At 33.6% G+C, this 22031-nt stretch carries 20 protein-coding genes and 1 other annotated feature; of the genes, 19 read left to right on the plus strand and 1 reads right to left on the minus strand.

Translation table 11 applies throughout. The features are described 5' to 3' along the window. The first annotated feature begins 49 nt into the window (after nucleotides 1-49). From spoIIID to disA, 11 genes are all read left to right on the plus strand, one after another. Nucleotides 50-319 (plus strand): sporulation transcriptional regulator SpoIIID, encoded by a 270-nt coding sequence (spoIIID, locus tag SYNTR_RS10645; protein ID WP_156204489.1) that lies wholly within the window; start codon nucleotides 50-52, stop codon nucleotides 317-319. Between the two features lie 75 nt (nucleotides 320-394). Next, nucleotides 395-1420, plus strand: a complete 1026-nt coding sequence (mreB, locus tag SYNTR_RS10650; RefSeq protein WP_156204490.1) for a rod shape-determining protein — start codon at nucleotides 395-397, stop codon at nucleotides 1418-1420. A gap of 66 nt (nucleotides 1421-1486) precedes the next feature. After that, nucleotides 1487-2245 (plus strand): flagellar basal-body rod protein FlgF, encoded by a 759-nt coding sequence (flgF, locus tag SYNTR_RS10655; protein ID WP_156204491.1) that lies wholly within the window; start codon nucleotides 1487-1489, stop codon nucleotides 2243-2245. A gap of 288 nt (nucleotides 2246-2533) precedes the next feature. Continuing rightward, nucleotides 2534-3277, plus strand: coding sequence for a WecB/TagA/CpsF family glycosyltransferase (locus SYNTR_RS10660; RefSeq protein WP_243140192.1), 744 nt, complete (start codon nucleotides 2534-2536; stop codon nucleotides 3275-3277). A 12-nt stretch (nucleotides 3278-3289) separates the two neighbouring features. Then, nucleotides 3290-5425: a cell division protein FtsA gene (locus SYNTR_RS10665; protein ID WP_156204493.1), complete on the plus strand. Its 2136-nt coding sequence runs from the start codon at nucleotides 3290-3292 to the stop codon at nucleotides 5423-5425. 297 nt (nucleotides 5426-5722) lie between these two features. Next, nucleotides 5723-6166: a CtsR family transcriptional regulator gene (locus SYNTR_RS10670; protein ID WP_156204494.1), complete on the plus strand. Its 444-nt coding sequence runs from the start codon at nucleotides 5723-5725 to the stop codon at nucleotides 6164-6166. A 49-nt stretch (nucleotides 6167-6215) separates the two neighbouring features. Beyond that, nucleotides 6216-6731, plus strand: a complete 516-nt coding sequence (locus tag SYNTR_RS10675; RefSeq protein WP_156204495.1) for a UvrB/UvrC motif-containing protein — start codon at nucleotides 6216-6218, stop codon at nucleotides 6729-6731. An 11-nt stretch (nucleotides 6732-6742) separates the two neighbouring features. After that, nucleotides 6743-7816 carry a protein arginine kinase gene (locus tag SYNTR_RS10680; protein WP_156204496.1) on the plus strand — a complete coding sequence of 358 codons (1074 nt, stop codon included), beginning with the start codon at nucleotides 6743-6745 and terminating at the stop codon, nucleotides 7814-7816. A 20-nt stretch (nucleotides 7817-7836) separates the two neighbouring features. Then, the gene (locus SYNTR_RS10685) at nucleotides 7837-10323 is read left to right on the plus strand and encodes an ATP-dependent Clp protease ATP-binding subunit (protein WP_197079117.1); all 2487 of its coding nucleotides are present in this window, start codon (nucleotides 7837-7839) and stop codon (nucleotides 10321-10323) included. A 230-nt stretch (nucleotides 10324-10553) separates the two neighbouring features. After that, nucleotides 10554-11909, plus strand: a complete 1356-nt coding sequence (gene radA / locus SYNTR_RS10690) for a DNA repair protein RadA (RefSeq protein WP_156204498.1) — start codon at nucleotides 10554-10556, stop codon at nucleotides 11907-11909. Then, on the plus strand, nucleotides 11909-12979 hold the full coding sequence (disA, locus tag SYNTR_RS10695) for a DNA integrity scanning diadenylate cyclase DisA (protein WP_156204499.1): 1071 nt from the start codon (nucleotides 11909-11911) through the stop codon (nucleotides 12977-12979). Before radA ends, disA begins: the two co-directional genes overlap by 1 nt. Before the next feature lie 41 nt (nucleotides 12980-13020). Here the strand turns inward: disA and SYNTR_RS10700 are convergent, their stop codons facing one another. After that, entirely contained in the window at nucleotides 13021-13419 is a 399-nt protein-coding gene (locus SYNTR_RS10700; protein ID WP_156204500.1) for a nucleoside triphosphate pyrophosphohydrolase family protein, read from the minus strand. A gap of 224 nt (nucleotides 13420-13643) precedes the next feature. Between SYNTR_RS10700 and SYNTR_RS10705 the strand changes: the two genes are divergently transcribed. The 8 genes from SYNTR_RS10705 to thyX all read left to right on the plus strand — a co-directional run bounded on the left by SYNTR_RS10705 (nucleotide 13644) and on the right by thyX (nucleotide 21899). Beyond that, nucleotides 13644-14753 (plus strand): PIN/TRAM domain-containing protein, encoded by a 1110-nt coding sequence (locus SYNTR_RS10705; RefSeq protein WP_197079118.1) that lies wholly within the window; start codon nucleotides 13644-13646, stop codon nucleotides 14751-14753. Continuing rightward, a complete protein-coding gene (ispD, locus tag SYNTR_RS10710; RefSeq protein WP_156204502.1) occupies nucleotides 14746-15456 on the plus strand; it encodes a 2-C-methyl-D-erythritol 4-phosphate cytidylyltransferase in 711 nt (236 codons plus the stop codon). The genes SYNTR_RS10705 and ispD overlap by 8 nt, the downstream gene beginning before the upstream one ends. Before the next feature lie 322 nt (nucleotides 15457-15778). Further along, nucleotides 15779-16252 (plus strand): 2-C-methyl-D-erythritol 2,4-cyclodiphosphate synthase, encoded by a 474-nt coding sequence (gene ispF / locus SYNTR_RS10715; RefSeq protein WP_156204503.1) that lies wholly within the window; start codon nucleotides 15779-15781, stop codon nucleotides 16250-16252. A 127-nt stretch (nucleotides 16253-16379) separates the two neighbouring features. Then, on the plus strand, nucleotides 16380-17819 hold the full coding sequence (gene gltX / locus SYNTR_RS10720) for a glutamate--tRNA ligase (protein ID WP_156204504.1): 1440 nt from the start codon (nucleotides 16380-16382) through the stop codon (nucleotides 17817-17819). Nucleotides 17820-17874: 55 nt separating this feature from the next. Then, nucleotides 17875-18099: a binding site (T-box leader), on the plus strand. A 40-nt stretch (nucleotides 18100-18139) separates the two neighbouring features. Further along, the gene (gene cysE, locus SYNTR_RS10725) at nucleotides 18140-18865 is read left to right on the plus strand and encodes a serine O-acetyltransferase (RefSeq protein WP_156204505.1); all 726 of its coding nucleotides are present in this window, start codon (nucleotides 18140-18142) and stop codon (nucleotides 18863-18865) included. Continuing rightward, nucleotides 18804-20396 (plus strand): cysteine--tRNA ligase, encoded by a 1593-nt coding sequence (cysS, locus tag SYNTR_RS10730; protein ID WP_156204506.1) that lies wholly within the window; start codon nucleotides 18804-18806, stop codon nucleotides 20394-20396. Before cysE ends, cysS begins: the two co-directional genes overlap by 62 nt. Beyond that, on the plus strand, nucleotides 20383-20778 hold the full coding sequence (locus SYNTR_RS10735; RefSeq protein ID WP_243140193.1) for a Mini-ribonuclease 3: 396 nt from the start codon (nucleotides 20383-20385) through the stop codon (nucleotides 20776-20778). The genes cysS and SYNTR_RS10735 overlap by 14 nt, the downstream gene beginning before the upstream one ends. Nucleotides 20779-21119: 341 nt before the next feature. Beyond that, the gene (gene thyX, locus SYNTR_RS10740; RefSeq protein ID WP_156204507.1) at nucleotides 21120-21899 is read left to right on the plus strand and encodes an FAD-dependent thymidylate synthase; all 780 of its coding nucleotides are present in this window, start codon (nucleotides 21120-21122) and stop codon (nucleotides 21897-21899) included. Nucleotides 21900-22031: the final 132 nt, after the last annotated feature.

Consider the following 22031-nt stretch of genomic DNA (forward strand, 5'->3'; position numbering starts at 1 on the left):
TTCCTCTCTCATGAATATAATAGATTAACTTCAATGAGGGAGGCAGGTCATGCAGAACTATATAAGAAAAAGGGCTGTAAAAATAGCACATCATATATTACAATCTTCTGACACGGTTAGGAGAACGGCAGAGGTATTCAAAATTAGTAAAAGCACAGTACACAAAGATGTATCAGAAAGACTACCTAGAATTAATAAAGAACTTGCAGATCAGGTAAAGTCAGTATTAGATAAAAATAAAGCAGAGCGACATTTAAGAGGTGGAGAAGCTACTAAGAAAAAATATGCGGATGAAAATGGAAGCATAAAGTTGGACTAAAAATATAGCCACATTGAGTAAAAACAGGTAAAATAATGTTATGTAATGAAAGATATTGTAGGGAGGCCTCTAAAAATGTTTGCGGAAGATATTGGGATAGATTTAGGTACTGCTAGTGTGCTTGTTTTTAAAAGGGGTAAAGGTATAGTATTACATGAGCCTTCTGTTGTAGCAATAGACAAAAATACAGATAACATAATTGCAGTGGGTATGGAAGCGCGTCAAATGCTTGGAAGAACCCCAGGACATATTATTGCTACTAGACCACTTAGAGAAGGTGTAATAGCAGATTATGATACTACCGAAAAAATGTTAGCTTATTTTATAAAAAAAGTAGTAGGAAAAAGATTGTTTTTTAAACCACGGGTTATTGTTTGTATACCAACTGGAGCTACAGATGTAGAAGAAAGAGCTGTAAGACAAGCTACTTTATCATCTGGAGCAAGACAAGCCTATATTATAGAGGAGCCATTGGCGGCTGCATTAGGTGCAGGCATTAATATTTCTGAAGCAACCGGTAATATGGTTGTTGATATTGGTGGTGGGACTTCAGATGTAGCTGTATTATCACTAGGAGGTATTGTATGTAATACATCTCTTAGAGTTGGAGGGGACAAGTTTGATGATGCAATAATAAGATACATACGAAGAGAATATAACCTAATGATTGGTGACAGAACAGCTGAGGATATTAAAATACAAGTTGGTACAGCTTATGTAACAGATAACAATAAGGATAAATATATGGAGGTAAGAGGAAGAGATTTATTAACAGGCTTACCAAAAACTATAAAATTTACTGCTCAAGAAAGTTACGAAGCTTTACAAGAGCCTATTGAATCTGTGGTTGAAGCAGTTAAAAAAGTTCTAGAAATAACCCCACCTGAATTAGCTGCAGATATTGTGAACAATGGTATCGTAATGACAGGTGGAGGCGCATTACTTAATGGATTAGATATATTAATTTCAAAGGAAACAGAACTTCCGACTCACATTGCAGATGAAGCTATATCATGCGTTGCTATAGGAACTGGAAAAGCATTAAATGAGATAAATATTTTACAACAAACAAAATATAGAGGAGCAAAAAGAGTATTATAAACAACTAAAGTTTTCTTAAACTAAAACCGATAAATAAAGTAAGAAAATAAACCTGGGGGTAATAACTTGATAAAAGGGTTATATACATCAGCATCAGGCATGATGCTACAGATGAAAAAACAAGATGTAGTAGCAAACAATATAGCAAATTCTGATACTACAGCTTTTAAAAAAGATATTGCTACTAGTAGATCATTTCCTGAAATGTTGATAAGTCGTTTAGAGCAGACGGACCAATCATCTACTAAGACTCCTACTGTTATAGGTGCATTAGGAACGGGAGCAGTTATTGATGGAGTTATAACAGATAAAACGCAAGGCAACTTACAACAAACTGATAATCCTACAGACCTAGCTATCAAAGATGAAGGTTATTTTGCAATAGATACACCTGAAGGTGAACGCTTTACAAGAAATGGGGCATTTAAAATTGATGGTGAAGGCTTATTAACTACTAGTCAGGGGTATCCTGTTTTAGATGACTTTGATGATTATATATATATTGATGGGGAGTTTACAATTGATAGTAGTGGTATGATATATGTTGATGATATGGAATTAACAATGCTAAAAATTGTAGATTTTGAAGATGACCAATTACTAGAAAAACAAGGTGATGTTTTATATGCTACAGAAGACCCATTCATGTTTGTAGAAAACCCTAATATATTACAGGGGTACTTAGAAGGTTCTAATGTAAATGCAGTTAAAGAAATGGTTACTTTAATAAATGTAGTCAGGGCCTATGAAACCAATCAAAAAATGGTACAAGCAATGGATGAAACATTAGATACGGCAATTAATGAGGTAGGAAGAACAGGCTAGATTAAATAAATAATTAGATAATATAAAGAGGATTAGTCCCAAAAAGACAAATCCTCTTTATTGTTTTTACAACTATCATCCTTTATGCATTTATGGTTATAATTAGGATACACATTTAAAAAGAAACTACAAAAAACTTAAGGCTGAGCAAACATGTTTGCTCAGCCGATTCCATAGTCTTAGTTGAGTTTTTTGCATTGAAATCATAAATTAGAATATATTGATAAGTTGGTTGCAAGTTGTTTTCTTACTAACCTAATTTAATATTTAAATAAGATGGGTGAAATTATGCAAAATAAAGCAAACATTCTAGGATGTAATGTTGATATAGTTACATTGCAGGATACAATTCAAAAAATAAATGATTACATAGAAGAAGGTACGCCGAAACATATTATAACATTAAATGGTGAAATAGCATATCAAGCATCCAAAGAAAGAAAGCTTTGTGAGATCATAAACAATGTAGATTTAGTAACACCTGATGGTATAGGAATTGTGTGGGCTGCTAAACAACTAGGCTATCCAATTAAAGAAAGGGTTACAGGTATTGATTTAGTATATGCATTATGTGCTCAAGCAGAAAAAAAAGACTGGAAGTTATATCTACTAGGTGCAGCACCAGGGGTAGCGGAACAAGCTAGCCATAAGATGAAGGAGCTTTACCCCGAAATACAAATATGTGGTACCCAAGATGGATATTTTAATGAAAGCGACATTAGTAGAGTAATTAAAAATGTAAAGCATCATAGACCGGATATAATTTTTATTGCTTTGGGAGCTCCAAAACAAGAATACTTCATAAATAAATATAAAGATAAGATGGAGGTTCCCATATGTATTGGTGTAGGTGGTAGCTTTGATGTAATATCAGGTAACAAAAAACGTGCACCAGAACTAATGATTAAACTAAATATAGAGTGGTTATATAGATTACTGTCAGAGCCCAGCCGTTTAACAAGGCAACTAGATTTACCCAAATTTGCTCTTGCAGTATTAAAGGATAAATATATAAGTAAAGGTAATCATTAGGGAGGGGATTATTTGGATAGTAATAGCATATTTGCACTCGATATAGGAACAAGAAAAGTTGCAGGATTAGTTATGAGAAAAGTTGAAGAAGACACCTTTGAAATATTAGATGCAAAAATGATAGAACATAGCTCTCGAGCAATGATTGATGGACAGATACACGATGTCAAAGCAGTTGCAGAAACAATTAGCAAAATAAAAAAAGCATTAGAAGATAGTTTAAATATCAAACTTGAATCAGCTGCAGTTGCAGCTGCAGGTCGAGCATTAAAGACTGCTACTGGAAATGCAACTATTAATCGAGATGTTACAGGGGAAATTATATCTGAAGAGGTTAGAGCATTAGAATTAGAGGCTGTCCAAAAGGCACAATATAATCTTGCCCAAGAAAAAGGGGGTTATGACGAAAGTTCTGTGTATTTTTGCGTAGGATATAGTGTAATTCGTTACTTTCTCGAAGGTCAAGAAATTACAAACCTAGTAGGTCATATAGGTAATAGTGCTTCAGTAGAAGTTGTTGCAACATTTTTACCTCGAGTTGTTGTTGATAGTCTTATATCAGCCCTTAACAAAGCTAATTTAGATATATATAGCTTAACACTAGAGCCTATAGCAGCATTGTCAATAGCAATTCCAAAAAACATGAGACTTTTAAACTTAGCACTGGTTGATGTGGGTGCAGGAACATCAGATATTGCTATAGTTAAATCTGGAAATGTATATTCTTATGCTATGGTGCCTATAGGTGGAGATGAACTAACAGAGCATATAGCTACAGAGTACCTATTAGATTTTAATTCTGCTGAAATTCTTAAATGTGAGTTATCAGACAAAGAAGAAATTACCTTTACTGATATTATTGAAAATGAAATAACAATAACTTCATCTGAAATAATAAACAATCTCCAGTCTATAATTGCAGATTTAACTACTAACATAACTGGTCAGATACTAAGTTTAAACCAAAAAGCGCCCGATGCTATTTTATGTATTGGTGGAGGGAGTTTGATTCCTACGTTTACTGATTCTCTTGCAGAAACAACTGGATTACCTAAAAATCGTGTGGGGATTAGAGCTCGTCAAACATTCAAAAACATAATAGGGGAATTCGATTTTTTAAATGGACCTAAAGGGGTTACTCCTTTAGGTATTGCTTATAACTCTATAGAAAAGCCCCCTGTACAATTTGTTAAAGTTACTGTAAACAATAAAGAAGTGGTTTTGTGGAACACAGGTGAAATAGACGTAGCACTAGCATTGCTAAGTTCAGGAATTTCACTTAACAATATTTACGGCAAACCGGGTATGGGAAAAACAATTGAAATTAATGGAAATCTAAAAGTGATAAAAGGTGAAATAGGTACTCCTCCAGTTTTAAAGGTCAATAATAAAACTGCATCACTAGACACATTAGTGAAAAATGGTGATATCATTGAATTCACTAAAGGAACTGATGGGAAAGATGCAATTTTAAAAGTTCAGGATTTAACCCCTGGTGAAACAGGTTATGTTTATGTAAATGGTGAAAAAATTCAGTTAGAACCTAAAATAACAATTGATGGTAAGAATGTTACCTTAGAAGATGAAATATCAGATAGAGCAAAAGTAGAGTATCATCGTAGAAATACCTTAGATTATATCTTAAACAAAGCTAATGTGCCTTCAGAGTATTTACAAGAAACCATGTTTAAGTACTATATTAACGAGCAAGAAATGATATTAAGGTGGATTCCAATAAAAGTTAAGGTAGATGGAAAAGAAGTACAACTAAATGAAACAATATCCTTTGGTGCAGTTATTGAATATCAGCTAATTAATGAAAAACCAACTATTAAGGATGTTTTAAATATTGATAACGAGACTATCGAGATTTTAGTGACTGTGAATGGCGAAGAAGTAAATATAGAGGGAAGCTTGATCAGTGCTAGTGTTGAAGGCAACCCTGTGCCACTAGATAAGGAGCTGTTTAGCGGGATAAACATAAGCATAGAAAAAAACCAAACTCCAGCTATACTTAGCGATATATTTAAGGTAATAGATATAAAACCTAATAGCACTGGAAAGTTAGTTTTAAAAGTAGACGGAAATCTTGCAGGGTTTACTACTCCAATTTATGATGGAAGTAACATAGAAATACTTTGGGAATAAAAACTAACAGTTGTTAATTAAAGTATGGTTTCACTGCGAAAAGCTAAACTTAGACTATGGAATCGGCTGAGTAAACATGTTTACTCAGCCTTAAATTTTTTGTAGTTACTTTTTGCAGCAGAATCAATATTAGATCATTAGTTTATAAAAAAATTTTTTGGAAAAACTAGAAAGAGAGTGTTATGGTGAACAATAGTCAAATATTTTAAAAAAACAAACAATTTAACCCCTTGAAAAGAAAACACTCTATATATAAAATATAACTAAAGGTCAACAAAGGTCAAAGGAGAGGGAGCAATGAAAAGAAGCCTAGCTGACCGAATAGAACAATATATAAAAGTACTTATTGAACGAAGTGGCAATAATCAAATAGAGATTCAACGTTCTGAGCTTTCTGAAACATTTAACTGCGTACCATCACAAGTTTCTTATGTTTTGGGTACTCGTTTTACAGAAAAAGAAGGATATTATATTGAGAGCAGGCGTGGTGGAAAAGGTTTTGTAAGGATAACTCATTTTATTAAAGCAGAAGAGCAAGATATCGACATTAAAGAACTGATTCATAATATAGAAAAACTATTAGTAGAAGAGTTGTTAACTGAAAAAGAAGCTGAACTAATTAAGCACATAGCAGTTTATATACTAAAAGACCAAGACCAAGAAACAAAAAATAAATTAACTAGAAACCTTATTGAAGGAATTGAGGGATATTGTAAGCATAATTTTAAAAAACAGAAATAATGTAAACCCTTTGTTAAGACCAAATTTACTAGCAAAAGGAGGTTTTGCAATGTATTGTGAGGAGTGCAAAAAAAATGTAGCAACTGTACATCTTACCCAGATGATAAATGGTGAAAAAACTGAGAACCACTTATGTGAAAAATGTGCAGCTAAAAAAGGAGGATTTTTATTTAATCCTGACGATCATCAGCTATCAGTTCAGAATTTGCTTAGTGGTTTTTTTGGATCTACACATAATGTATCTGATTTAAAAGCTTTACCAAATCAAAAAAACAACTGCGATAATTGCAATGTTAGTTTAGTAGATATACAAAAACATGGAAGATTAGGATGTAGTGAATGCTATAGTGTTTTTGAACAACAATTAGCTCATACATTAAGAAGAATACATGGAAATAGCAAGCATGTTGGGAAAATTCCAGCTCGCGGTGGAGAAAAAGTTTTAATTCAAAAAAAAATTGACCGCTTGAAGTCAAATTTACAAAAAGCAATTACTAATGAGGAGTATGAAAAAGCTGCTGAAATTAGGGATTCCATTAAAGATTTAGAAAAAGAACTAGAGTAGGAGGGGTGCTGATGAGTATAAGTGATTTAATTAATAGTACGTTTGTTCGTTGGATGGATAGTAGTGATAATAAATCAGATATAGTAGTTAGCAGCAGAGTCCGCTTAGCGAGAAATTTACGTTTATTACCCTTTCCTCATGTAATAAATGAAGAAAAAGGAAAAAATTTAATTGACAGCTTAAAAAAAGCAGTAGAAGGTGAAAACAAAAGTTCATTTATAGATTTTGATTTGATAACTTTTGATCAACTCCCGTTATTAGATAGACAGGTACTTATGGAAAAACATTTAACTAGTCCTAATCATATTCAACATAACACTTCACATAGGGGCTTATTAGTAAATAATGATGGTTCAGTAGCGATAATGGTAAACGAAGAAGATCACATAAGAACACAGTGCTTATTGCCGGGACTGCAATTAGATGAAAGTTATAAAAGAGTTCAGACTATAGATGATCAGCTTGAAAAAAGCATTGATTATGCATTTGACGATCGAATAGGCTATTTGACTTCTTGTCCGACCAATGTGGGTACAGGTATGCGAGCATCAGTTATGCTTCATTTGCCCGCTTTAACCATTGGAGGACATATTAATCGAATTTTTCATAATATAGGTCAGTTTGGCATGATAGTTAGAGGAATATATGGTGAAGGGACTGAAGCATTAGGTAATTTTTATCAATTATCAAATCAAATAACTTTAGGGCAATCAGAAGAAGAAATTGCACATCATTTAACAACGGTATGTAAACAAATTGAAGAACAAGAAAAAGTGATGAGGGAGCAACTAAAGGGTCAAATGAAGCATCAATTAGAGGATAAAATAGGGCGCTCCTATGGGATTCTTACTAATGCAAAGGTAATTAGTTCAAGTGAGGCATTAATGTTATTGTCTGATGTCAGGTTGGGGGTTGATTTAGGAATTATTGGTGAAATAAATCGCTTTGCATTAAATGAATTAATAGTAGCAATTAGGCCAGCTCATTTGCAAAAAAAAGCTGGGATGGAAATGGCCGAATCAGATCGAGACCTAAAGCGGGCCGAAGTTATTAAGGAAAAACTTGAATATGAGAATACAAAGTAAATAAAGGAGGCGATGATATTATGTTTAGGAAATTTACTCAGCGTGCTAGGAATGCTGTTATACATGCTCAAGAAGAAGCAAAAGAATTAAATCATCCTGCAATTGGAACGGAGCATATTCTTCTAGGCCTCTTACGTGAGGGAGAAGGTGTAGGAGCAAAAGCGTTACTTAGTTTAGGTATTGATTTAGAAAAAGTTAGACAGGAAGTAAAAAAATTAATAGGTCAAAATGGAGAAAATTTAGAGGAGGCAGCTGGAGACTTACCAATTACTCCAAGGGCAAAAAAGGTTTTTAATCTTGCATTTGATGAAGCTAGAATTCAAGGAGTTAATTACGTAGGAACTGAACATTTGCTACTTGCATTAATAAGAGAGGAAGAAGGTGTAGCTGGTCAGGCTTTGATAACTATGGGTGTTAAGCTTGATGAAGTGAGAGAGCAAGTTATGCTTTTATTAGGTAATGACAACCAAAGCTCTATGGGGAATGAGCCTACTGGAGAACCAAAACCGATTCAACAAACACAACAGACTGGTAGTAAAAGAAAAGGCAAAAGCAAGACCCCTACTTTAGATAGTTTTAGTAGAGATTTAACCAATGATGCTAAAGAAGGTAGACTCGATCCAGTTATTGGGAGAGATTTTGAAATTGAAAGAGTAGTACAGGTATTATCTCGTCGTACTAAAAACAACCCAGTATTAATAGGTGATCCGGGGGTAGGTAAAACTGCTATTGTAGAAGGCCTAGCTCAAAGAATTGTAGAAAGTGTAGTACCAGAAATATTACTTGACAAAAGAGTGGTTGCTCTTGATCTTTCCTCAATGATAGCTGGAACTAAATATAGAGGTGAGTTTGAGGATAGACTAACTAAGATAGTTAATGAAATCAAATCGGCCGGCGATATTATCGTTTTCATAGATGAGTTGCATACTCTTGTGGGTGCAGGAGCTGCAGAAGGTGCAATAGATGCGGCTAATATATTGAAGCCTTCACTAGCAAGGGGAGAATTTCAATGTGTTGGAGCAACTACCCTAAATGAGTATAGAAAATATGTAGAAAAAGATGCAGCCTTAGAAAGGCGCTTTCAGCCGATCACAGTTGATGAACCAAGTGTAGAGGAAAGTATTGAAATTTTAAAAGGATTAAGGGATAGATATGAGGCTCATCATAGTGTAAAAATAAGTGATAGTGCTCTTGAGGCAGCGGTAAAGCTTTCAGCGAGGTATATAACTGATCGTTTTCTCCCAGATAAAGCGATTGATTTAATTGATGAAGCATCTTCTAAAGTAAGATTAGAAAAATATATATTGCCACAGGAATTGAAAGATAAACAAGAAAATTTGGAGGAAATTATTAAAGAAAAGGAAGAAGCTATTAATGCTCAGGAATATGAAAAAGCAGCAAGACTAAGAGATGAAGAGCAAAAAGTAAAAGATGAGCTGCTGCAGGAAAGGAAAGAATGGGCAAGTAAACGAAGTGTTGAGTCAGGGGCTGTAGGAGAAGAAGAAATTGCAGTGATAGTTTCTAACTGGACTGGAGTACCTGTAAGTAAAATAGCTGCTGAAGAAGGGGAAAAACTTGTAAATCTAGAGGAAGTATTGCACCAGCGATTAATTGGTCAAGATGAAGCAGTAAAATCTGTAGCTAGGGCGGTTAGAAGAGCTAGGGCAGGGTTGAAAAATCCGAAAAGGCCAATAGGATCTTTTGTATTCCTAGGTCCCACTGGAGTGGGGAAGACGGAGCTTGCTAGAGCATTAGCAGATGCAATGTTTGGTAGTGAAGATGCTATTATAAGACTAGATATGTCAGAATATATGGAAAAACACGCAGTTTCTAGAATGATAGGTTCTCCACCAGGTTATGTTGGTTATGATGAAGGTGGACAATTAACAGAAAAAGTTAGAAGAAAGCCTTATTCTGTAATATTGCTTGATGAAATTGAAAAGGCTCATCCAGATGTTTTTAATATTTTATTACAGGTACTAGAAGATGGAAGACTTACCGATGGTCATGGTAGGACGGTTGATTTTAGAAATACCATTGTAATTATGACATCTAATGTTGGTGCTGAATCTATACAAAGGGATAAAACAGTAGGGTTTAATCGAGCTATAGATGAAGCACAAAATTATGATAAAATGAAGCAAAGAGTAATGGATCATATGAAGCATACATTTAGACCAGAGTTTTTAAACAGAGTTGATGAGCTTATAGTATTCCAAAGCTTATCTGAAGAAGAATTAAAAGAGATTGTTAATTTGTTAATTAAGGATTTAAGTCAACGCATTAAAGAAAATGGCTATGAACTAGAAATAACAGAAGCAGCAAGTGAATTAATAATGAAAGAGGGTTATGACCCATCTTTTGGAGCTCGTCCCCTAAAGAGGGCTTTACAAAAACTGGTTGAAGATACTATATCAGAGGAAATATTAAAAAACACCTTTGCGCCTGGTGATAAAGTAGTAATTGATGCAAAAGATGGTGAAATAGTAGCTCAAAAAGGTGAGTAGATTAACCTATAAATCAGACAAGAGAGAAATTCTTGACGAAGATCTCTCTTGTTTTTATTTTTATAAAAGTATACTGTTTGGCTTCACTGTGAAAAGACAAGCTCAGCCTTAAGTTTTTTAGTTACTTTTTGTAGCAAAATTACGTTTTGAAGTTTATTTTAAAAAACTTAGCAAAATATTTATAAACTTTTCCGGTAATAAGTATTATAATTATTTTAAAGGAGTGTATTATGGGGAAAACTAGTAATAAATATGTATGCAGTGAATGTGGATATGTAAATATAAAATGGCTAGGTAAATGTCCTAGCTGTAATAACTGGAATACTCTGCTTGAAGAAAATGTGTCTAAAAAAAGTACAAATATAACAAAAAAAGTTGATGCAATCCCCTTAACTAATATAACCAATGAAGATGTTTTAAGAGTTGCTAGTGGAATTGGAGAACTTGACAGGGTCCTTGGTGGAGGGATTGTACCAGGTTCTTTAGTTTTAATTGGTGGTGATCCAGGCATAGGGAAATCAACAATATTATTGCAAGTTGCAGATTCCATTGGCAAACAAAATAAAAAAGTATTATATTTATCTGGAGAAGAAGCTCTTAAACAAATAAGATTAAGGTCGTTACGGCTTAATATTAACAATAAAAACATATATTTATTAAATGAACAAAATATAGAATTACTAGAACTATACTTAGAAGATATAAATCCAGATCTAATTATTATAGATTCTATACAAACGGTATATTCTGAAAACATTTCCTCTATACCCGGGAGTGTATCGCAGCTTAGAGAATGTACTGCTAAAATAATGGAGATTGCAAAATCTCAAGAAAAAGCTTTTTTTGTAGTGGGGCATATTACAAAAGATGGTGTTATTGCAGGACCTAAAGTGTTAGAACATATGGTAGATGTAGTAATTTACTTTGAAGGTGAAAAAAATTTCGCGTTTCGATTGTTAAGAGGAGTTAAGAATCGCTTTGGTTCAACAGATGAAATAGGATTAATGGAAATGAGAAGCCAAGGTTTAGTAGAAGTTGAAAATCCATCATATTTTTTTTTAAGTGATTCAGATAGTAATGCTAGTGGTACGTCAGTTGTTGCTAGCTTTGAAGGTAGCAGACCTCTTTTAATTGAAGCCCAAGCTTTAGTTACTCCTACAGGACAAGGATATCCTAGGCGCATGACTTCTGGAATTGATCAAAATAGGCTTGCTCTAATAATAGCAGTCTTAGAGAAGAGAGCAGGAATAAATTTGGCAATGTATGATGTATATATAAAAATTACGGGTGGAGTATTTTTAAAAGATCCATCTATTGATCTTGGGCTAGCGGCTGCTATTATATCTAGTTATAGAGATGAACCATTATCACCAGGGACTGTTTTTATAGGAGAACTAGGGTTGTCAGGAGATATTCGATCTGTTCCTTCTGTTGAATTAAGATTAAAGGAAATACAAAAGCTAGGGTTTAATACTGTTGTAATGCCAATTTCATCTTCTTTAAATAAAGAGATTGAGAAAAAGCTTAATATAATACAAATAAATAATATAGATGATTTAATACATAAAATTCTGGAGGGACAATAATGGATGACATATATCGTTCCGAATTCCGTCAATTTTTACAAATGCTTGCCCCAGGTACTATATTTAGACTTGCAATAGAAAATATCTTACAAGCCAATACTGGAGGTCTCATAGTTGTAGGTGATTCACCAAAAGTGATGAAACTAGTAAGTGGTGGTTTTTATATAGACTGTGAGTTTTCCCCTGCGCGTCTTTATGAACTGGCAAAAATGGATGGGGCTCTTATAACCAATCGCGATGCATCGAGGATACTTATTGCTAATGCTCAACTTGATCCTGATACTAATTTACCATCTAATGAAACAGGAATAAGACATCGCACAGCTGAAAGAGTAGCAAAACAAACTGATGAATTGGTGGTTGCTGTTTCCCAACGTCGTAAAGTTGTTACATTATATCAAGGAAATAGTTCTTTCCGTCTTAGAGATGTCCCAACAATACTAGTAAAAGCAAATCAAGCATTACAAACATTAGAAAAATACCGACATGTGTTGGGAAGGGAGCTTCAACGTTTAGGTGGACTTGAATTCGAAAATATGGTGACAATATCCGAGGTTTGCGAGATATTAAGACGTTCTATTAGGGTTCTTTTAATTGCTCAAGAAATAGAAAATTTTATTTTAGAACTAGGTTCAGAAGGCCGCTTGGTTAAAATGCAACTAGATGAAATGATATCAAATGTTGAAGATGAAGCTTTATTTATTGTTCAAGATTACAATAATAATCCGGAAAAAGATGCTAGAGAATTGTTAGATAATATGTTAAAAGCATTTGAAGAAGATGTATCTGATTCGGTATTTATAGCCAAAATATTACAAATAGGTAGTGCTAATAGTCATTTAGATAACCATGTTTCCCCTCGCGGATATAGAATGCTACAAAAGCTACCGCGTATTCCTTTACCTATTATTGAAAATCTTGTTAATCGTTTTAACTTACTGGCTGATATCTTAAATGCTAGTATAGAAGAATTAGATGAAGTTGAGGGTATAGGAGAGGTTAGAGCTCGTTCAATAAAGAATGGATTAAAAAGAATGCGTGAACAATTATTACTAGAATATATGGGTTAAAAAAACCGCTTCCTAAAAGAAGCGGTTTTTTATTTTATCTACTAAGTCATATTATATACGCCTAAAGCAGAGGCTTTTTTGTATTCTTTAATAAATACATCGTAGAGGCTTATATCAATTGCATTACAAAGTGCTGCTGAATAAAACACGAGCTTACCTAGCTCATTATAAATAACATCTTGACAATTAGGGCATAAGTCACCTCTTAAGTGATTATCTAGGCAAGAACGAAGTTCAGTAATGGAACCAATATTTTCTGGTATTTGTAGCTTTTCAGCATGTATTGATATACATCCACAATCTGTTACGGCTTTAGTTACAGCTCGGTTAACTCTACAGTTAGCCTCGGATAACTTGGATAGGACATCTAAGATACTGTGGTGACGGATAAGTAAATCTGATACTACATTTTGAAATTCATCACATATAAGGTCTTTCATAAAGAGGAGAAACCTCCTTTTTGCTATCAATTTATATTATTATATCTTCTATTTTACTTCCTTGTCAATTCAACGAAAAAAACTCAAAAACTAACAGCCCCCATCTTTTGGGGTTGCGAAACAATTCACAACAGTATATTTTTGCCAAATCATTCCTATTATTTTTTCACAAACATGTATAATATTACCTTATGAAAACCACAATATATAGTGGAGGTGAAATTATGCACAAAAAAGATAATTTTTCTAAAATACTATTTGTTAGTGCAATTATTTTTGGTATTTGGTCTGTCTATATTTTATCAATGTACTTAAATTTAGGTATAATTTGGCAGATGGTTCTTGGTATTTTATCTACTAGTCTCTTTTACATAACATTTGGTTGGTTGGGTAAGGTTATACGTTTAGGAATGAACAAATTTAATCAATTCATTGACAACATATCTATTGAAGTAATGTTAGGAGGTACTAGTGGTTTATTAGTAGGGGTATTGGTAGGTTTATTAAGTAGCTATCCTCTATCAATGATTAGTGGAATAGGTGGTTTTCTTACATTTTGTACATTTTTGTTTTGTGGCTTTTTAGGTTTGAAATTAGGTGTTCGTAGAGCGCCGGAAGTTATAGGCTTGTTACCTATTAAGTCTAAAAAAATTGAACCAGATAAACCTCAAAGAACTAAGCATAAAGTTCTTGATACTAGTGCAATTATTGATGGGCGTATTTACGATGTTTGCTTAAGCAATTTCTTAGAAGGTGAATTAGTTGTACCGACATTTGTAATAGAGGAACTACAACATATTGCTGATTCTTCAGATAATATCAGAAGAAATAAAGGGCGAAGAGGATTAGAGCTATTAGCTAAGATGCAAAAACATCCGGAAATAAAAATTAGGTTAATGGAAGGAAATGATATAGAAGAAAAAGAAGTTGATAAAAAACTAATTCGTCTATGCAAGCAAATTAATGGAAGTATTGTGACAAATGACTATAACTTAAACAAAGTTGCACAGTTACAAGGCATAAAAGTGTTAAATATAAATGAGCTAACTAATGCAGTTAAAGTTATAGTTTATCCTGGTGAAAACATGCAAATTAACATTATAAAAGAAGGCAAGGAAGTCGGGCAGGGTATTGGATACCTAGAAGATGGTACAATGGTTGTTGTAGAAGAAGCTCAAAGTGATATTGGTAAAGATTTAGAGGTAATTGTTACTAGTGTTTTTCAAACAGCAGCAGGTAGGATGATTTTCACTCGAAAAATAAAAGAAGAAACAACTACAAAAGATGTAGATGTTGGTTTGCAGGACGTGCAAGAGGTGAATTTATATGGATAAAGACCTGGGGGTTGTTATTGCAGCCGCAGGCACAGGTACAAGAATGAAAAGCAGTATAAATAAGCAATACATGCAAATAAGTTCTCATCCTGTACTTTCATACACAATAGATGTTTTTGATCAACTAGATATAGTTAAACAAATTATATTAGTAGTAAATCCAAATGATATTAATTATTGTAAAAAAGAGATAGTAGAAAAATACGGGTATAAAAAAATTACTAATATTGTTGAAGGTGGCAAAGAAAGACATGACTCTGTTTGGAGTGGTCTTAATAAAATTTTTAAAAGTTTAAAAAAAGTGGCTGTGCATGACGGAGCACGGCCACTTTTAATGCCTAGTTTAATAGAGAAGCTTGTGTCTGAAGCTGATAAATGGGGAGCTGCAATTCCTTATACAAAACCTAAAGATACACTTAAATCAATAGATGGTGATGGTTTTGTGAAAGAAACCTTAAACCGTGCAACTATCGCATCTATACAAACACCACAAGTGTTTAAGCTAGAACAAATAATTAAAGCATATGAAAAGGCTTATAAAAATAATTCTTTTGGCACAGATGATGCTAGTCTATATGAAAAATATATAGGTAGAGTAAAACTAGTAGAATCTGACTATACCAATATAAAAATAACAACACCAGAGGACATACAATTAGCGGAATTATATTTAAAGAAAATAGACACAGACTTAACAGACTAACATACACCCTTCGGGTACTACTGATGCTCTTGTCGTCGTAATTATGGTTGCAGGCTTTTTATAATTTTTTGATTCTGCTGCAAAAGTAACTACAAAAAAACTTAAGGTTGAGCAAACATGTTTATCTAAGTCCTTAAATGGCAAGACGTGGTGAATGATTACGTCAAAGTATAAATAAAATTTCAAAGTACTAAGCTAATAGATATAAAGTCGATGAGTGGCGTGATAAACATGTTTGCTCAGCCGGTTTTATAGTCTAAGATTAGCTTTTCGCAGTGAAACCAAAATTTAAAATTAAGAATTATCCGAAGGGGGAGAGATTATGCGCATTGGGATTGGATATGATGTTCATAGATTAGTTGAAGGGAGAAAGCTTATTTTAGGTGGTGTTCAAATTCCTCATGAAATGGGGTTATTAGGGCACTCCGATGCTGATGTTTTAATACATGCTATATGTGATGCACTGCTAGGGGCAGCAGCTTTAGGAGATATAGGTAAACATTTTCCTGATACCAATGAAGCTTATCGAGGAATTAGCAGTATTATTTTACTAAAACACGTTGAGCAGTTAATTAAAGATAAAGGATATAAAATAGCAAATATAGATTGTACTATAGTAGCTCAAAAGCCAAAACTAGCTAATTATATTGATGAAATGCAAAAAAACATAACTCAAGCCCTTAACATAAAATCAGATCTAATAAACATAAAGGCAACAACAACTGAAGAATTAGGATTTGAAGGAAAGCAGGAAGGTATTTCAGCTCAAGCAGCAGTATTGCTAAAATATAAGTGATTATTTATATACCATAGTAAAGATTTAAAAGAGGATAAGTTCAATCTGTTTGAAGATTAAAATAAATAAGTGTTATAATAAACGGGTATATTAACCTGTATTGCATCATTTAGGGAGGGAACAAATATTGTTCGAATATAGAGTAAGATTTGCACCAAGTCCGACTGGACCACTACATATAGGTGGAGCGAGATCAGCATTATTCAACTACCTATTTGCTAGAAACCTTAATGGTAAACTAATAATACGCATTGAAGATACTGATTTAGAAAGATCTAAAAAGGAATATGAGGATGAGATAATTCAATCACTAAAATGGTTAGGTTTATCTTGGGATGAAGGTATAGATGTGGGAGGAGACTATGGCCCATATCGCCAGACAGACCGCTTAGAAATCTATAAACAATATACAGAAAAACTTATCTCAGACGGTAAAGCGTATCCGTGTTTTTGTACTCAAGAGGAGTTAGAACAAGAGAGGCAATCAATGCTAGAATCTGGTCATGTAAAATATTCTAGGAAATGCTTAAACCTCACACCACAAGAGCGCGAAGAAAAAATAAAACAAGGTATAAAGCCTAGTATAAGACTAAGGGTGCCTGAAAACAGGGTTTTTGCTGTAGAAGATTTAGTTAGGGGCGAGGTCACCTTTGATAGTAATGAAATTGGAGACTTTATAATAGTTAAATCAGATGGAATTCCTACATATAACTTTGCAGTTGTTATTGACGATATGCTAATGAAAATTACACATATTATTAGGGCAGAAGAGCACTTATCAAATACGCCTAGACAACTGATGGTTTATGATGCTTTGGGAGCTAAATCACCAGCTTTTGCTCATATTTCTTTAATACTAGGTGAAGATAAACAAAAAATGAGTAAAAGACATGGAGCTACTTCGCTTATTCAATACCGAGAAGAAGGCTATTTGCCAGAGGCTTTATTTAACTTTTTAGCTTTGTTAGGTTGGTCACCTTTAGGCGAAGAAGAAATATTAACCCAAGACGAAATAATATCAGGTTTTAATCTCAATAGAGTATCTAAAAGCCCAGCAATTTTTAATATGGAAAAACTAAACTGGTTAAACCAGCAGTACATAAAAAGCAAAAGCAATGAAGAACTATTGCCATTGTTAAAACCTTATCTTGAAAACAGTAAATACCAAGAAAGTGTTAATAAACTTGATAATAATTCAATTACCTTACTTATAGATGCACTAAAAGATTACTTAGTATGTTTAAGTGATATAACTACTCATGCCGGTATTGTTTTTGATGACATTGATTATACTGATGATGCTTTAGAGGTTCTAAATGGAGATGATGTTAAACTTGTCTTACAAGCCTTTAAGGAAAACTATTCTGAACCTAGTACTGTTGATGAAGTAGCTAAGTACTTAAAAAGTATAGTAAAACAAACGAAACTAAAGCCGAAAAATGTATTTATGCCTATAAGATGTGCACTGACAGGGAAAACAAAAGGACCAGACCTTCCTTATCTTATACTAATTTGGGGCACAGAAGAGACCTTAAGAAGGATAGATAATACTTTAATGAAAATTTAGGATATAGTTGACACATTATTATATAGGTGCATATAATAAGAACAAATTCTAATATAAAAATGCTGAGAATAGGAGAAGTAAGCGCCGATCGCTAACAGAGAGAAAAGGTCACCGGCTGAAAGCCTTTTTAAGTATGAAGTCGCTGAAAATGCGCCTAGGAGCAGATGTGCTGAAAATAGTAGGCATATTCGGTTGAGAAGCCGTTATTAATGATAAAGCAGGAATGTATTAAATACATTCAAGCAGAGTGGAACCGCGGAAGTACCCTTTCGTCTCTGAAGAGGCGAAGGGTTTTTTATATTTATATAGGAGGGATCCTGATGTTTTCAACCTTAAGAAGGGAAATTGATGTGATTTTCGAAAGAGATCCGGCTGTGAGAAGTATTTGGGAAGTAATATTTTGCTACCCTGGGTTTCATGCTATTATCTTTCATCGCATAGCTCATTTTTTCTATAGAAGAAACCTATTTTTTATTGCTAGATTTATTTCGCATATTAACCGCTTTTTAACTGGGATCGAGATACATCCAGGGGCAAGAATAGGTAAGGGTTTATTTATTGACCATGGGAGTGGAATAGTAATTGGAGAAACTAGTGAAATAGGTGATAATGTCACCTTGTATCAAGGAGTTACCTTAGGGGGTACAGGAAAAGATAAAGGAAAACGTCACCCAACTATTGGTAACAATGTTACAATAAGTGCAGGAGCTAAGGTATTAGGATCTTTTACTGTGGGAGATAATGTTAAAGTAGGTGCAGGATCTGTAGTATTAAAGAGTGTTCCGCCTAATTCAACAATAGTTGGTGTTCCGGGCAGGATGGTAGTTAGGGATGGAGCTAAGTTAGAAGATGATAAAATTGAAGTTGACCTAGAACATCATATGCTTCCCGATCCTATAGCTGATACTTTAACAGCGATGCAGGAAAGAATAGAACAGCTTGAGGAAAAAATTCAGCAATACGAAAACCAGGAGGGTGAAGAAAATGCAAGTATACAATACGTTAAACGGAAGAAAAGAAAAGCTACAAACATTGAATCCGCATGAGGTTAAGATGTATGTGTGTGGCCCAACTACCTACAATTACATCCATTTAGGTAATGCTAGACCACTAGTAGTATTTGATACATTACGCCGTTATCTTGAGTATAAAGGAAAAAATGTAACTTATATACAAAACTTTACGGATGTAGATGATAAAATTTTAAATCGAGCAAATGAGGAAGGTGCAGAACCATTAACATTAGCCGAGGTATATATTGATGAATATTTCAAAGATGCTGATGCTCTTGGAATAAAAAGAGCTAACTATCATCCGCGTGTAAGTGATCATATAGAAGACATTGTTGAAGCTATAAGTAAGTTAATAGAAAAAAACTATGCTTATGAAATAGATGGAGATGTGTACTTTAGAGTAAAAAACTTTAAAGAATATGGAAAATTATCTGGTCGAACATTAGATGAAATGATGGCTGGTACTCGGGTTGAAGTAGATGAACGTAAAGAAGAAACCTTTGATTTTGCACTTTGGAAAAAAGCAAAAGCAGATGAGCTTTCATGGAATAGTCCTTGGGGGAAAGGTAGACCTGGTTGGCATATAGAGTGCTCAGTTATGGCAGCTAAATATTTGGGTGAAACATTTGATATACATGGTGGAGGTAGTGACTTGATTTTTCCTCATCATGAAAACGAAATTGCTCAATCAGAAGCATTAACTGGAAAACCCTTTGTTAATTATTGGATGCACAATGGGTTTATCACTGTTAATAAAGAAAAAATGTCTAAATCTTTAGGTAACTTCTTTATTTTAAGAGAAATATTAGATAAATATCCAGCTGATGTTGTAAGGTTTTATCTTATTTCAACCCATTATCGTAGCCCATTAGATTTTGATGATGGAAAACTTGAAGAAGCACGCAAGGCTTTAAATAGGCTTAAAACAACCATAACATTACTTGATGAATTTGTTAATGATGATATATCGGGAAATACAGAACTAGACGAAGAGTCCAAAGCATTCATACAAGAAGTAGAAGGATTAAAAGACAATTTTATAAATGCAATGGATGATGATCTGAATACTGCTAAAGCTCTAGGTTATTTATTTGAAATGTCTCACTCTATAAATAGCTTTATTGCTAAGGCTGATAAAAATGACAAATCAAAGCAAAGTGTAGCTAAAAAAGCTTATATAACTTATACAGAGATGGGTAGTGTTTTAAATATATTTATAAAAAGTGAAAAAACTGATTCTAATATAGATTCAATAATAGAGGTTCTACTAGACTTAAGACAATTAGCTCGCAAAGAAAAAGATTATGCGTTATCTGATTCAATAAGAGATTTTCTCTCTCAAAATGGAGTGAAAATAGAAGACACTTCAGAAAAAACTAGATTTCGCTTGGAAGAAAACATTAACGAACAGGATATTTTGGATTATGTTGTTAACTTAAGAACAGAGTTTAAGCAAAAAAAGCAGTACCAAATGGCAGATTTCATTAGGGAAGGTCTAAAAGAAAAAGGTTTAATAATAGAGGATACCCGGGAAGGAGTTAGAATTAAACTTGCTAATTTATGATAAAGTTGATGAACTCACCTTAAGAGAGTATTCGCCGGTAATACTTGCTTATATTGGTGATGCAGTTTTTGAGCTTTTTGTTAGAACATATTTAGTTGCAGAAGGCAATAGAAAAATTAAAAATATTCATAAAAATACAACTGAATATGTTAAAGCCGAAAGTCAAGCAAAAGCAGTAAGATATCTATATGACGAATTAAATGAAGATGAAAAAGAAATAGTGCTACGAGGTCGCAATGCAAAAAGCACACCTCCAAAACATGCTGATTACATGGATTATAGAATGAGTACTGGTTTTGAGGCTCTTTTAGGGTATCTTTATTTAAAAGGCGATAAACAAAGGCTTGCTTATCTAGTAAATCAAGTGTTAGAAAGTGATTAATTATTAATATAAAGACAGACGAGGACTTTTGGTCAGCGTCTGTCTTTTGTGAATATTATTGATTAGTACATAATAATTTTGATTCTGTTGCAAAAAGTAACTACAAAAAACATAAGGCCGAGCAAACATGTTTATCTAAGTCCTTAAGTAGCAAGGCGTGGAGCATAGATTACGGTTAAGTATAAATGAAATTCACCTTAGATAATAAGTGCTAAGCCAAAATGAAGATAAAGAAACGATGAGCGGTGTGATAAACATGTTTGCTCAGCCGATTCCATAGCCTAAGTTTAGCTTCTCGCAGTAGAACCCATTATTACATATAAAAAATGGAGTGAAAATCATTGAAAACCCAACTAAAAGTTGAGCTTATTGAATTTACCCCTAATCCAGAAAAGCTTGTGGCAGCAGCTGCTAAGCTTTGTTATGCATCATTTGGGGTTGAAAACATTATGGATGACTTAGATGAGAATAAAACTACAAACTTTATTTCTATGTTAAATTCAATTGGCCATGAAAGTCCAATAGAACATGTTAGCTACACATTTGCTATATCAGGTGTAAGTAGAGCTCTACTAGCACAAATTACACGGCATAGGCTAGCTAGTTATAGTGTAAGATCCCAACGTTATGTAAATGAAAAGCAATTCGAATACATAATTCCACCCGAAATTGAAAATATGCCTGAAGCTAAGGAATTATACATAAAAGCAATGGAAGAGGACCAAAAAACATACCTTAAATTATCTGAGTTACTAAAAAATAAACATAAAGAAGAATTAATAGCATCTGGAGTTGATCCAATTGAAGCTGATAAAAAAGCTGAAAAAAAGGGTAATGAAGATGCGCGTTTTATTTTGCCTAATGCCTGTGAAACTAAAATGGTTGTAACTATGAATGCTCGTAGTCTAAACAATTTCTTCAATTTAAGATGTTGCAGTAGAGCTCAATGGGAAATACGAGATTTAGCAACAGAGATGTTAAAGCTAGTTCGCAAAGTTTCCCCAACTCTATTTGCCAAATCTGGTCCCCCATGTTATGCATACGGTAAATGCCCTGAGGGTAAAATGAGTTGTGGTAGCATAAAACATGTAAAAGAAAAGTTTACAAATCTAATATTATAATTTTGAATTTTGAATTTTGATTCTGCTGCAAAAAGTAACTACAAACAAGCTTAAGGCTGAGCAAACATGTTTATCTAAGTCCTTAAGTAGCAAGGCGTGGTGTATAGATCACAACTAAGTATAAATAAAAAA

Origin of the sequence: Candidatus Syntrophocurvum alkaliphilum (genome assembly GCF_009734445.1) — a bacterium.
GTDB lineage: Bacteria > Bacillota > Syntrophomonadia > Syntrophomonadales > Syntrophomonadaceae > Syntrophocurvum > Syntrophocurvum alkaliphilum.

Coding starts and splice junctions, on each gene's coding strand:
- spoIIID (WP_156204489.1), top strand. CDS start 50: ATGCAGAACTATATAAGAAAAAGGGCTGTAAAAATAGCACATCATATA.
- mreB (WP_156204490.1), top strand. CDS start 395: ATGTTTGCGGAAGATATTGGGATAGATTTAGGTACTGCTAGTGTGCTT.
- SYNTR_RS10660 (WP_243140192.1), top strand. CDS start 2,534: ATGCAAAATAAAGCAAACATTCTAGGATGTAATGTTGATATAGTTACA.
- SYNTR_RS10670 (WP_156204494.1), top strand. CDS start 5,723: ATGAAAAGAAGCCTAGCTGACCGAATAGAACAATATATAAAAGTACTT.
- SYNTR_RS10675 (WP_156204495.1), top strand. CDS start 6,216: ATGTATTGTGAGGAGTGCAAAAAAAATGTAGCAACTGTACATCTTACC.
- SYNTR_RS10680 (WP_156204496.1), top strand. CDS start 6,743: ATGAGTATAAGTGATTTAATTAATAGTACGTTTGTTCGTTGGATGGAT.
- SYNTR_RS10685 (WP_197079117.1), top strand. CDS start 7,837: ATGTTTAGGAAATTTACTCAGCGTGCTAGGAATGCTGTTATACATGCT.
- radA (WP_156204498.1), top strand. CDS start 10,554: ATGGGGAAAACTAGTAATAAATATGTATGCAGTGAATGTGGATATGTA.
- disA (WP_156204499.1), top strand. CDS start 11,909: ATGGATGACATATATCGTTCCGAATTCCGTCAATTTTTACAAATGCTT.
- SYNTR_RS10700 (WP_156204500.1), bottom strand. CDS start 13,419: ATGAAAGACCTTATATGTGATGAATTTCAAAATGTAGTATCAGATTTA.
- SYNTR_RS10705 (WP_197079118.1), top strand. CDS start 13,644: ATGCACAAAAAAGATAATTTTTCTAAAATACTATTTGTTAGTGCAATT.
- ispD (WP_156204502.1), top strand. CDS start 14,746: ATGGATAAAGACCTGGGGGTTGTTATTGCAGCCGCAGGCACAGGTACA.
- ispF (WP_156204503.1), top strand. CDS start 15,779: ATGCGCATTGGGATTGGATATGATGTTCATAGATTAGTTGAAGGGAGA.
- cysE (WP_156204505.1), top strand. CDS start 18,140: ATGTTTTCAACCTTAAGAAGGGAAATTGATGTGATTTTCGAAAGAGAT.
- cysS (WP_156204506.1), top strand. CDS start 18,804: ATGCAAGTATACAATACGTTAAACGGAAGAAAAGAAAAGCTACAAACA.